The organism is Mycobacterium sp. EPa45, from assembly GCF_001021385.1.
Classification (GTDB): domain Bacteria; phylum Actinomycetota; class Actinomycetes; order Mycobacteriales; family Mycobacteriaceae; genus Mycobacterium.
Map to the genome: position 1 here is coordinate 5,590,052 of NZ_CP011773.1, position 11,885 is coordinate 5,601,936.

11 protein-coding genes are annotated in these 11,885 nt (G+C 66.2%); 5 read left to right on the top strand and 6 right to left on the bottom strand.

All coding sequences use genetic code 11. The annotated features are described in order from the left end of the window. Positions 1 to 5: 5 nt before the first annotated feature. Positions 6 to 1,175, top strand: a complete 1,170-nt coding sequence (locus tag AB431_RS26520; protein ID WP_047332457.1) for a pyridoxal phosphate-dependent aminotransferase — start codon at positions 6 to 8, stop codon at positions 1,173 to 1,175. A 28-nt stretch (positions 1,176 to 1,203) separates the two neighbouring features. Here the strand turns inward: AB431_RS26520 and AB431_RS26525 are convergent, their stop codons facing one another. Further along, positions 1,204 to 1,950 carry a 3-hydroxybutyrate dehydrogenase gene (locus AB431_RS26525; RefSeq protein ID WP_047332458.1) on the bottom strand — a complete coding sequence of 249 codons (747 nt, stop codon included), beginning with the start codon at positions 1,948 to 1,950 and terminating at the stop codon, positions 1,204 to 1,206. Next, positions 1,947 to 3,302 carry an MFS transporter gene (locus tag AB431_RS26530; RefSeq protein WP_047332459.1) on the bottom strand — a complete coding sequence of 452 codons (1,356 nt, stop codon included), beginning with the start codon at positions 3,300 to 3,302 and terminating at the stop codon, positions 1,947 to 1,949. The genes AB431_RS26525 and AB431_RS26530 overlap by 4 nt, the downstream gene beginning before the upstream one ends. A gap of 245 nt (positions 3,303 to 3,547) precedes the next feature. Here AB431_RS26530 and AB431_RS26535 point away from each other — a divergent pair, with 245 nt between their 5' ends. Beyond that, on the top strand, positions 3,548 to 4,312 hold the full coding sequence (locus AB431_RS26535) for an alpha/beta fold hydrolase (protein WP_047332460.1): 765 nt from the start codon (positions 3,548 to 3,550) through the stop codon (positions 4,310 to 4,312). Here the strand turns inward: AB431_RS26535 and hsaB are convergent. The 3 genes from hsaB to hsaA are packed head-to-tail and all read right to left on the bottom strand — an operon-like array spanning position 4,309 to position 7,013. Beyond that, positions 4,309 to 4,875 (bottom strand): 3-hydroxy-9,10-secoandrosta-1,3,5(10)-triene-9,17-dione monooxygenase reductase subunit, encoded by a 567-nt coding sequence (hsaB, locus tag AB431_RS26540; protein ID WP_047332461.1) that lies wholly within the window; start codon positions 4,873 to 4,875, stop codon positions 4,309 to 4,311. The genes AB431_RS26535 and hsaB overlap by 4 nt on opposite strands. Before the next feature lie 3 nt (positions 4,876 to 4,878). Continuing rightward, positions 4,879 to 5,778: an iron-dependent extradiol dioxygenase HsaC gene (gene hsaC / locus AB431_RS26545; protein WP_047332462.1), complete on the bottom strand. Its 900-nt coding sequence runs from the start codon at positions 5,776 to 5,778 to the stop codon at positions 4,879 to 4,881. A gap of 44 nt (positions 5,779 to 5,822) precedes the next feature. Then, positions 5,823 to 7,013: a 3-hydroxy-9,10-secoandrosta-1,3,5(10)-triene-9,17-dione monooxygenase oxygenase subunit gene (gene hsaA, locus AB431_RS26550; RefSeq protein ID WP_047332463.1), complete on the bottom strand. Its 1,191-nt coding sequence runs from the start codon at positions 7,011 to 7,013 to the stop codon at positions 5,823 to 5,825. A 144-nt stretch (positions 7,014 to 7,157) separates the two neighbouring features. Between hsaA and AB431_RS26555 the strand changes: the two genes are divergently transcribed. Further along, complete coding sequence (locus AB431_RS26555) at positions 7,158 to 8,225, top strand: ferredoxin--NADP reductase (RefSeq protein ID WP_047332464.1); 1,068 nt, start codon at positions 7,158 to 7,160, stop codon at positions 8,223 to 8,225. A 45-nt stretch (positions 8,226 to 8,270) separates the two neighbouring features. Then, entirely contained in the window at positions 8,271 to 8,822 is a 552-nt protein-coding gene (locus AB431_RS26560) for a hypothetical protein (protein ID WP_369802948.1), read from the top strand. Between the two features lie 81 nt (positions 8,823 to 8,903). On the opposite strand, the gene AB431_RS26565 is transcribed toward AB431_RS26560, so the two are convergent. Then, positions 8,904 to 11,009 carry an acyl-CoA dehydrogenase gene (locus AB431_RS26565; RefSeq protein WP_047332465.1) on the bottom strand — a complete coding sequence of 702 codons (2,106 nt, stop codon included), beginning with the start codon at positions 11,007 to 11,009 and terminating at the stop codon, positions 8,904 to 8,906. Positions 11,010 to 11,284: 275 nt separating this feature from the next. On the opposite strand from AB431_RS26565, the gene kstR reads away from it, so the two are divergent. Continuing rightward, positions 11,285 to 11,884 carry a cholesterol catabolism transcriptional regulator KstR gene (gene kstR, locus AB431_RS26570; RefSeq protein ID WP_162489464.1) on the top strand — a complete coding sequence of 200 codons (600 nt, stop codon included), beginning with the start codon at positions 11,285 to 11,287 and terminating at the stop codon, positions 11,882 to 11,884. The last annotated feature ends 1 nt before the right edge of the window (position 11,885 follow it).

An 11,885-nucleotide genomic window follows, 5' to 3' on the forward strand; every position in this document is an offset into this window, starting at 1 on the left:
GTCAGGTGAACAACCGCGTTGCCCTGCGAGCCGGAATCCCACCGTTCTATGTGATGGACGTGTGGCTGGCCGCCGCGGAGCGGCAGCGGACCCACGGCGATCTGGTGAACCTGTCGGCCGGACAGCCCAGCGTCGGCGCGCCCGAGCCGGTGCGCGCGGCCGCCGCGGCTGCGCTGGAGGCCAACCAGCTGGGCTACACCGTCGCGCTGGGCATCCCGGAATTGCGGCAGGCGATCGCGGGTTCCTACGCCGACCGGTACGGCCTGGACGTGAGCGCCGACGATGTGGTGGTGACCACCGGCTCGTCGGGCGGCTTTCTGCTGGCATTCCTGGCGTGCTTCGACGCCGGTGACCGCGTCGCCATCGCCAGCCCCGGTTATCCCTGCTACCGCAACATCCTGTCCGCGCTGGGCTGTGAGGTGGTGGAGCTCCCGTGCGGGCCGCAGACCCGCTTTCAGCCGACGGTGCAGATGCTGGCCGAACTGGACCCGCCGGTGCAGGGTGTGATTGTCGCGAGCCCGGCCAATCCCACCGGCACGGTGATCCCGCCGGAGGAGCTCGCGGCGATCGCGACGTGGTGCGACCAGACCGGCGCCCGGCTGATCAGCGACGAGGTGTACCACGGGCTCGTCTATCCGGGTGCGCCGCAAACCTCGTGTGCATGGCAGACATCGCGCAATGCCGTTGTGGCGAATAGCTTTTCGAAGTATTTCGCGATGACAGGCTGGCGGCTGGGCTGGCTGCTGGTGCCGCAGGAGTTGCGTCGCGCAGTCGACTGCCTCACTGGCAACTTCACGATCTGTCCGCCGGTGCTGCCGCAATTCGCCGCGGTGGCGGCGTTCACGCCTGAGTCGATCGCGGAATGCGAAGGCCATCTACACCACTACGCGGCCAATCGGGAGCGGCTGCTGACCGGGTTGCGGGAGATCGGCCTGACCCGGCTGGCGCCCACCGACGGCGCGTTCTACGTCTACGCAGACGTCTCCGACTTCACCTCGGACTCGTTGGGCTTCTGCGAAAAACTGTTGGCTGACACCGGATTGGCGATCGCCCCGGGTATCGACTTCGACACCGTGCGCGGCGGGTCGTTCGTGCGGCTGTCGTTCGCGGGACCGACGAGCGACATCGACGATGCGCTGCGCAGGCTCGGTCCCTGGCTGGCGACTGTGCATTGAGGGCATTGAGTGTGCAACCAGTCCGTCGCTAGCGGGCGCTCCAGCCGCCGTCCATCGTGTACGACGCGCCGGTCACCATCGCCGCGGCGGGCGACGCAAGCCAGCCGACCAAATCGGCAACCTCCTCGGGTTCCACCAGCCGCTTGATCGCACTCTCGCTGAGCAGGATCGTCTCCAGCACTTCCTGCTCGTCGATCCCGTGGGTCCGGGCCTGGTCGGTAATCTGCTTGGTCACCAACGGCGTTCGCACATAGCCCGGATTCACGCAATTACTGGTGACACCGCGCGGACCGCCCTCGAGCGCGGTAACCTTGGACAGCCCCTCCAGGGCATGCTTGGCCGTGACGTATGCGACCTTGAACTCCGAGGCGCGCAGCCCGTGGATGGACGAGATGTTGATGATCCTGCCGAACCCACGCTCGTACATCGTCGGCAGAGTGGCGCGCACGAGCAGGAACGGCGCCTCCACCATCAGCGCGAGCAGCATGCGAAATTTCTCCGGCGGATAGTCCACGATCGCGTCGATGACCTGCAACCCGGCGTTGTTGACCAAGATGTCGAACTCCAAGTGCAGCTCCTCCAACGCCGTCACATCGAGAAGGTCGACCTCCCAGGCCTTTCCGCCGATCTCACCGGCCAGCGCGGTGGCTCCGGGGCCGTCGATGTCGGCGACGGTGACCTTCGCCCCGCGGGCGGCCAGTTCGCGCGCACACGCCGCGCCGATACCGCTGGCCGCCCCGGTGACCAGAGCAGCGCGCCCATCCAGTGCCGTCATGCCGACGCCGTCGCGGACGTCGACCTACCATCACGCTGCGCGTCGGCGCTGTCGATGTCGGCGAGGTCGATGCCCTTGGTCTCTCGTGCAAACGCCAGCGCGATGAGGGTGATCACCGCGGCGGCGGCCAGATAGATGGCGATCGGCACCGCCGACTTGTAGGCCTCCAGCAGCTTCACCGCGATGATCGGTGCCAACGACCCGGCGAAGATCGCGGTGACCTGATAGCCAAGGGATACACCGGAATAGCGCATACGAGTCGGGAACATCTCGGCCATCAGCGCCGGCTGCGGGGCGTACATCAGCGCATGGATGACCAAGCCGAGAATGATCGAACTCATGATCAACAGGTAGTGCCCGCTGTTCATCATCGGGAATGCGAAGAAGCCCCACGTGCCGGCGCCGAGCGCGCCGATCAGGTAGACCGGTTTGCGCCCGAAGCGGTCCGACATCCGTCCGGCGTACGGGATCACCACGAAATGCACAGCGTGCGCTGCCAAGAGCCACCACAAGATGTCGCTGGTGTCGGCGTGCACCTGCACCTTGAGATACGTGATCGAGAAGGTGACCACCAGGTAGTACATGATGTTCTCCGCGACGCGCAGCCCCATGGCGGTGAAAACGCCACGCGGATAACGCTTGACGACCTCGACGACACCGTACGAGGTGGCCTTGATCTGCTCGGCCTCCCGTTGCGCCTCGACGAAGATCGGGGCGTCGGTGACCTTGGTGCGGATGTAGTAGCCCACCAGGACCACCACCGCCGACAACCAGAAGCCGACCCGCCAACCCCACGACAGGAACGCAGTTTCGGACAGCGTCGTGGTCAACGTCAGCAGCACCACGGTGGCGAGAATGTTGCCTACGGGTACGCCGGCCTGCGGCCAACTGGCCCAGAATCCACGCTCCCGGTTGGGACTGTGTTCGGCGACCAGCAGGACCGCCCCGCCCCACTCTCCGCCAACGGCAAAGCCCTGCAGAAAACGCAGGACCACCAGAAGCGCGGGCGCCCAGTAACCGATCTGACTGAACGTCGGCAGGCAGCCCATCAAGAACGTCGACGCGCCGACCAACACCAGACTGAACTGCAACAGCTTCTTGCGACCGTACTTGTCCCCGAAATGCCCGAAGACAATCCCGCCGAGCGGGCGGGCCGCGAACCCGACCGCATACGTGATGAAGGCGGCGAGGATCGCGTCGAGGTCGCTCGTGCCCTTGGCGAAAAAGATCTTGTTGAACACCAGTGTGGCAGCCGTGCCGTAGAGGAAGAACTCATACCACTCCACGACGGTGCCTGCCATCGAGGCGACGACGACCTTACGCAGGCCGCTCGCCACACCGGTCACGCTCATCGGAGATCCCTCCTCGGTAAGCCCTATGCCCACATGTGACGGCAGCCACACGTCGCTGAGTATTCGCGCCCGTCGACATGGGCGCAATGCCGGTGCTCGCCGGGGGTTCGGCTCATTGATTGAGCGTTCAGGAAGCAGTCTTTCTAAGAGTCGCCAAACCTGAGCGCTCACTGAACCCAACTGGCCACCGGCGCGCACTGAGCGAAACTGTTGCGCGACACTGCCGAAGCTGGTGCAGTCAGGACATGCCCTTCATCGACCATGACCACGGCCGCGCCTATTACCGGCACTGGGCCGCCGCCGAACCACACGCGGCGGTCATCTTCCTGCACGGATTCGGCGAGCACACCGGCGTCTATCACCGGCTGGGTTTTGCCCTCAACGCCGCCGGCATCGACCTGTGGGCAGTCGACCAATTCGGTCACGGACTTTCCCCGGGCGAGCGCGGCGACTTCGGGTCGATCGAGGACAGCTCGGCGCTGGCCGATTCGCTCACCGAACTGGCCGAACAGCGCACGCCCGGAATCCCGCTGATCGCCCAGGGGCATTCGTTCGGTTCGGTGGTCACACTGTTCCGGCTGCTGAAGGATCCGAAACGGTATACCGCGGCGGTGATTTCGGGAGCACCCCTGGTGCCAGTCCCCGAGCTGCTCGGCGGCGACGCAGTCGAGCTCAACCCGGGCTGGCTGTCGGGCGACCCGTTCTACCTGGACTCGCTGGAGAACGACCCGCTGGCATTCGTCGACGCTGACGGCGGCGCCCTGGCGCGCGAACTCGACCGGGCCTGGGATCACTTCGGCGCCGAGTTGCCGAAGCTGGCCGTCCCGACGCTGGCCATCCACGGTGAGCTCGATCCGATCGCACCGGTGAGCGCACTGCGCGCCTACGCCGAGCAGATCGAACCGCTACGGCTGCAGGAGTTTCCGGGTGCGCATCACGACATCCTGAACGAGACGGTGCACCGGGAGGTGGCAGCGGTGATCGTCGAGTTCGTCGACGGGCACAGCTAGAGCCAGGTATCGGTGGTGGTCGTGGTGAGGAACGCGTCGAGGTCGTCGCGCCACTGCGCCGGGCTGTTCTTGTCCGGCTCGATACCGGTGTACTCGCCGCGGTAGAACAGCAGCGGTCGCGGTTTCTTCTTCGGCACCTCAGATAGCGAGTGCACGGCGCCGAACACCACAAAGTGGTCACCGCCGTCGTGCACGGAATGCACGGTGCAATCGATGTGGGCCAAGGTGCCGTCGATCACCGGTGAGCCGAGCGGGCTTAAGCTCCAGTCGATTCCGGCGAACTTGTCCGGTTCCTTCGATCCGAATCTCGCCGACACGTCCTTCTGCTTCTCATGCAGGACGTTGACGCAGAACTTTCCGCTGGCCTCGATAGCCGCCCAGGATCGGGACAGCTTGGTCGGGCAGAACAGCACCAGTGGCGGCTCGAGGGACAGCGCCGCGAACGACTGACAGGCAAAGCCGATTGGAGTGTCGTCGTGCACCGTCGTGATGATCGTGATGCCGGTGCAGAACTGCCCCAGCACGTGGCGGAACGTGCGTGGGTCGATCTCCGAGGAGGCCATCGGCTACTTGAACCCGACGGAGAAGTCGTGGCCCCAGAGGCTGACCGCGGTGCTCTCCCGGGCGATCCAGTCCTTGTCGTCGACTTCCAGTCCCTCGCAACCGAATTCGACGTCGAAGCCGCCCGGAGTCTTCATGTAGAAGGACAACATCTTGTCATTGGTGTGCCGGCCCAGGGTGGCCGACATCTTGACCTTGCGACGTAACGCACGGTCCAGGCACAGGCCCACGTCGTCGGAGTTCTCCACCTCGACCATCAGATGCACGATGCCGGTCGGATTGGGCATCGGCATGAATGCCAGCGCGTGGTGGCGCGGGTTGCAGCCGTAGAACCGCAGCCAGACCGGGTCGCCGTCGGCCGGCCTGCCCGCGATTTCCGGGGGCAGGCTCATCGAATCACGCAGCCGGAAGCCGAGCACGTCTTGGTAGAACGCCTGCGCGGCGGCGTCGTCGTCGCAGGTGAGCACCACGTGTCCCAGGCCCTGTTCAGCGGTGACGAACTTGTGGCCGTACGGGCTGACGAAGCGGCGGCCCAGGTACTGCGCGCCGTGGAACGCCTCCAGGACGTTGCCGGCGGGATCGTTGAACCGGATCAGACCCTCGACCCGACGCTCGGACTTCTCCTCGCGGGTTCCTTCGGTGAAGTCGACGCCCGCCTTGGCCAGGGTCTCGCGCAGGTCCTGCAGCGCGGCCGCATCGGCGACCTCCCAGCCGGAGACCAGCAACCGGTCCTTCTCGCCGGGCACGATCACCAGGCGAGCGGCGAATTCATCCATCCGCAGGTACAGCGCGTCGGCGATGGCCCCGTCACCCTCCACCATGCCGAGCACCTTGGTGCCGAAGTCGCGCCAGGCCGCCACATCGGTGGCCTCAATTCGCATGTAGCCGAGCGCCTTTAGCGTCATGCTTCCCCTCCGAGAAAAGTCGATCGTCAGTCTGCCCGAACCGATTAGACCATCGTGTCGCCGAGCGGCAGCCCGAATTCCTGGTTGCCGAACATCACGTAGGCGCGTTCGGCGTCGTTGGCGGCGTGCACCCGGCCGGCATGTGCGTCACGCCAGAACCGTTGCAGCGGAGTGTCGGTACCCAACGCGGTAGCTCCGGCACTCTCGAAGAGGCGGTCGACGGACGCGATCGCGCGCTGGGTGGCGCGCACCTGGTCCCGGCGAGCCTTGGCCCGCAGCTCCAGCGGAATCTCTTCGCCGGCCAGCAACAGCGCGTACTCGGCGGCGAGGTTGCCCGACAGCTGGGTCCACGCCGCGTCGATATCACTGGACGCCTCAGCGATGCGGACCTTGGCGAACGGGTCGTCCTTGGCCTTCTCGCCGGCGTAGGCGGCGCGCACCCGCTTGCCCTGGTGCTCGACGTGGGCGGCGTACGCGCCGTAGGCCATGCCGACGATCGGGGTGGATATCGTCGTGGGATGCATGGTGCCCCAAGGCATCCTGTACACCGGCGCGGTGTTGGTCTGCAGGCCCGGCGAAGTCAGGTCGCCCATCGCCTTGAACGAGGTGAACCGGTGCCGCGGCACGAACACGTCCTTCATGACCAGCGTGTTGCTGCCGGTGCCCTTGAGGCCCACCACGTGCCAGTCGTCCTCGATGCGGTAGTCGCCGAGCGGCACCAGAAAGCTGCCGAAGTCGACCGGCCGGCCGTCCTTGATCACCGGGCCACCGACGAACGTCCACGTGGCGTGGTCGCAGCCCGATGACCAGTGCCAGGCGCCGTTGACGATGTAGCCGTCGCCGGCCTCGGTCACCACGCCGGCACCCATCGGCGCGTACGACGAGGAGATCCGGACGGTCGGATCGGCGCTCCACACGTCTTCCTGGGCCTGTTGATCGAAGTGCGCCAGGTGCCAGTTGTGCACACCGAGGATGCCCGACACCCAACCGGTCGACCCGCACGCGCTGGCCAGGCGGCGAACCGCCTCGTAGAACACCGTCGGGTCGGTCTGCAGGCCGCCCCACTGCTCGGGCTGCAGCAGCTTGAAGAAGCCGACTTCATCGAGTTCGGCGATGGTGGCGTCGGGAATCCGACGCAGGTCCTCGGTCTCCTGAGCGCGCTCGCGGAGCTTGGGCAGCAATTCATCGATGCCGGTGAGAACCGCCTCCGCGTCACGCTGTTGAATAGACGTCACTGCATGCCTCCCAGAGTGTGGTGCTGGACCCAAGACTAGAACACGTTACGATTTGTGTCGAGCACGGCGAGCCTGCGGCTGGTAGCGATATGGAAAGCGATTTCTGTAACCTGTTCTAGTTAGGCGGAGGAAGGCTAAAACACCGTGACGCAGGTTCCACCCGACGAGCCGCTGGGCAGCCACGTGCTCGAGCTGGAAGTGACCGACGTGGTCGACGAGACCGACGACTCGCGATCACTGGTGTTCGGCGTGCCCGCGGGTGCCGACATCCCGGCCGATCGCCTGCGCTACGCCCCCGGTCAGTTCCTGACTCTGCGCATTCCCAGCGATCGGACTGGTTCGGTGGCGCGCTGCTACTCGCTGTGCAGCTCGCCGTTCACCGACGACGCCCTGACCGTCACCGTCAAGCGCACCGCCGACGGATACGCATCGAACTGGCTGTGCGACCACGCCCACCGGGGCATGAAGATCCACGTGCTGGCCCCGTCGGGCACCTTCGTGCCCAAGACCCTCGACGCCGATTTCCTGCTGATCGCGGCGGGCAGCGGGATCACCCCGATGCTCGCGATCTGCAAATCGGCGCTCTCGGAGGGCAGCGGCCAGGTGACGCTGCTCTACGCCAACCGCGACGAGCGTTCGGTCATCTTCGGCAGCACGCTGCGCGACCTCGCCGCCAAATACCCCGATCGGCTCACGATCGTGCACTGGCTGGAGTCGGTGCAGGGGCTGCCCAGCACCGGGGCGTTGACCAAGCTGATGGCCCCCTACACCGACCGGCAGGCATTCATCTGCGGGCCGGGGCCGTTCATGCAGGCCGCCGAGCAAGCCCTGGAGTCGCTGGAGGTGCCGGCCAAGCAGGTGCACATCGAGGTGTTCCGCTCGCTGGACACCGATCCCTTCGCCGCGGTGAAGATCACCGACGAGGGTGACGAACCGCCGGCCAGCGCCGTCGTGGAACTCGACGGGCAAACCCACACAGTCTCGTGGCCGCGCAGCGCGAAGCTGCTCGACGTCCTCCTCGACAAGGGACTCGACGTGCCGTTCTCCTGCCGAGAGGGCCATTGCGGGGCGTGCGCGGTGGTGAAGCGCAGCGGCGACGTCGAGATGGACATCAACGATGTGCTGGAACCCAGTGACATCGAGGAAGGCCTGATTCTGGCCTGCCAGGCGCGGCCGACGTCCGATTCGGTCGAAGTCACCTACGACGAGTAGGGCGGCGCTACGTTGTCATGAGGTGTCGGGGGACGATCGCAGAAGATGGGACACCACAACATGGCGCTTCCTCGGCTGATGGGCACGGTCGCCGCGGCGGGTCTGGCGATCGGCCTCGCACCGCCGGCCGCAGCCGCCGTCGACACCGCTGACACGTCATTCCCGATCGACGAGACCACCCAGCTCGAAATGCACACGCGGGTGGACTGTTCCGTCGCGGCCAAGACGTGCCAGTTCTATACCGCCACCAATCTGCGCACGCCCGAAGGGATCACCGGATTTCCGGACGATCTGTGGGCCCGGCAAAGCACCGAGGTGCGTTCGCTGGACCGGACCACCTACCTCGATGTGAAAGCCAACGGCGGCCCGTTCACCAAGGTGTTCAAAGAGGGCGGACCAGACGTCATCACCACGATCTACTTCGGCGGCGGTCCACCGGACAAGTACGTGACCACCGGAACCATATGGCCCACAGACTATTCCACGGGTCAGCCACGAACCGAGGGAACCGTGATCGTGTGCGCGCATGTTCAGGTGGTCTACAGCGGGGTGAACATCACTTCGCCGAGTACCTGTGCTCAGCCGCGGTTCTCCTAGCAGCGTTTGCGTCGCGCGAGTGTGCGTCCTGCTACGCCAACCGCGGCGTGTTGCGGATGAAACCGCACACTCACCAATGCCCTAGCGCGGCAAGCCCAGCAGCCGCTCGCCGGCCATGGTGAGCAGGATCTGCTCGGTGCCACCGGCAATCGTCAGGCAGCGGGTGTTGAGGAAGTCGTGCACGAACCGGTCGACGACCAAGCCCCCCGACTCCGACAGTTCCAGGCGGAACTCGGCCAGCGCTTGACGGTGCCGAACCCCGATCAGCTTGCGGGCGCTGGCTTCTGCGCTGGTCTCGTGTCCACCGACAGCCAACTGGGCGATGCGCTGATCGAGTAGTGAGCCGGCTTGCGCGGACAAAATCAGCTTGGCCGTCTGGTCCAGCAGCGCGGTGTCCAGCTCGCGTTCGGCGACCGACCGCAGCATCTCTTCCACCGGATTGCCCAGTGCGGTGCCCTGCGCCATCGCGACCCGCTCATTGGCCAACGTGGTGCGCGCCAACCGCCAACCGTCGTTGACGGTGCCGACCACCATGTCGTCCGGAACGAAAACGTCGTCGAAGAAGACTTCGTTGAACAGCTCGTCACCGGTGATCTCCCGCAGCGGCCGCACCACGATGCCCGGCGAGCGCATGTCGATGAGGAAGTAGGTGATTCCCTTGTGCTTCGGCGCATCCGCGTCGGTGCGCGCCAGGCAGACACCCCAGTGCGCCTTCTGCGCGGCCGAGGTCCACACCTTCTGGCCGGTTAGCTTCCAACCACCTTCGACGCGAACGGCTTTCGTGCGCAGCGCAGCCAGATCCGATCCGGCGCCGGGCTCGGAAAACAATTGGCACCAGATGATCTCGCCGCGGAGCGTGGCCGGCACGAACTTGTCGATCTGCTCGGGTGTGCCGCCCTCCAGGATCGTCGGCACCGCCCACCAGCCGATCACCAGATCGGGCCGTTGCACGTCGGCCTTGGCCATCTCCGAATCGATGAGCAGCTGCTCGGCCGGCGAGGCCTCGCGGCCGAAAGGCTTGGGCCAGTGCGGTGCCAGCAGGCCGGTGTCGGCCAACGCCGGCTGACGCTGGTCTGCAGGAAGCTTCGCGACGTCGGCGACGGCGGCGGCGATCTCGGGCTGAAGGTGCGCGACGGACTCCAGGTCGATATGCAACTCGCGGCGCACCCCGTCCAGCGTCAGCGCGGCCACCCGGCGCAGCCACGCCGGCCGCCCGCCCAGGATCTGGCCGATGCTGTAAGCACGGCGCAGGTACAGATGCGCGTCGTGTTCCCAGGTGATGCCGATGCCGCCGAGCACCTGGATGCAGTCCTTGGCATTGGACTTCGCCGACTCGATACCGATGGCCGCGGCGATCGCGGCGGCGATGGACAGCTGCTGCTGATCAGCACCCGCTGCAGCCACCGCGGCGTCGGCGGCGGCCACGGCGGCCTGTTGGGAACGCAGCAGCATCTCGGCGCACATGTGCTTGATGGCCTGGAAACTGCCGATCGGCTTGCCGAACTGCTCGCGCACCTTCGCGTACTCGACGGCGGTGTCCAGCGTCCAGCGCGCCAAGCCCGCAGTTTCGGCGGCCAGCACGGTGGCGGTCAGATCCTCGAACCGGCGCCTCGAGACCGCGAGCGCGGTGGCGGGAACGGAGTCCAGCGTGATCTTCGCCAGCGGGCGGGAGAAATCGGTGGCGCCCAGCAGCTCGACGGTCACCCCGTCCGCGGCGGCGTCGACCACGACGACGTCATCACCGACCGGCAGGAGCAGGGCCCCGGCGGTGTCGGCACCGAGGGTGTACTCGGCGGTGCCCGACACCGTGTCACCGTCTCTGCGCAGATCACCGGCCAGCGCCAGCCCCGCAGTCGTCTCGCCGGAGGCCAGGGCTTCGAGCAGCTCGGGATCGGTGATCACCAGGGTGGCCACCGCCGTCGTCGCGACGGGCCCGGGGATCAGCGCCCGCGCCGCCTCCTCGACCATGGCGCACAAATCCTGGACCGACCCGCCGGCACCGCCGGCCTCTTCGGCGACGGCGACACCGAACAGTCCCAGCTCAGCCAGGCCGCGATAGACCGGGCGCCAGGCGTCCGGGGTGCCGTGCTCGACGTCTCGAACAGCCGCAAGTGCGCCGGCGGAAGCGGCCCAGCTGCGGACCAAATCGCGGGCGGCAAACTGTTCGTCGGTGATGGTCGCTGACACCGTCGGCTCCTAAGGTCACAAAAGAACGGGCGCTGATAATGTTCTCGGCCCACTAGAACGTGTTCTAATAGTGCCAGCGATCACCAGTCAAGTCGACCAGCATCGCAGCAGGACACGCGGCAGTCCTGGGGGACATCGAGCTGCGCGACGCAGTGTAGCGATGCGTATCGTTTCTCCCAGAACGGCCCTTGGAAGGAGCTAGCCAACCCATGTCATCGCCAGCGCAGAAATCATCGGCCGGCGGTTCGGGTTCGCAGCCACGTGAGGTGATACCGGTGTCAGTGCTCGCCGAATCGGAGCTGGGCTCAGAGGCCCAGCGCGAGCGTCGCAAGCGGATCCTCGACGCGACCATGGCCATCGCGTCCAAAGGCGGGTACGAGGCGGTGCAGATGCGCGCGGTGGCCGATCGCGCCGACGTGGCTGTCGGCACCCTGTACCGCTACTTCCCGTCGAAGGTGCACCTGCTGGTGTCGGCGCTGGCCCGCGAGTTCGAGCGCATCGACGCCAAGACCGACCGGACGGTGGTGGCAGGGGGGTCACCGTTCCAGCGGCTGAGCTTCATGGTCAGCAAGCTGAACCGGGCTATGCAGCGCAATCCGCTGCTCACCGAGGCGATGACACGTGCCTATGTGTTCGCCGACGCCTCGGCAGCGGGTGAAGTCGATCACGTCGAAAAGATCATCGACAGCATGTTCGCGCGCGCCATGAGCGACGGCGAGCCGACCGAAGACCAGTACCACATCGCCCGTGTCATCTCGGATGTCTGGCTGTCCAACCTGTTGGCGTGGCTGACCCGCCGGGCTTCGGCGACCGACGTCAGCAAACGTCTTGACCTTGCGGTGCGGCTGCTGATCGGCGACGAAGGCGAGTCCTGAG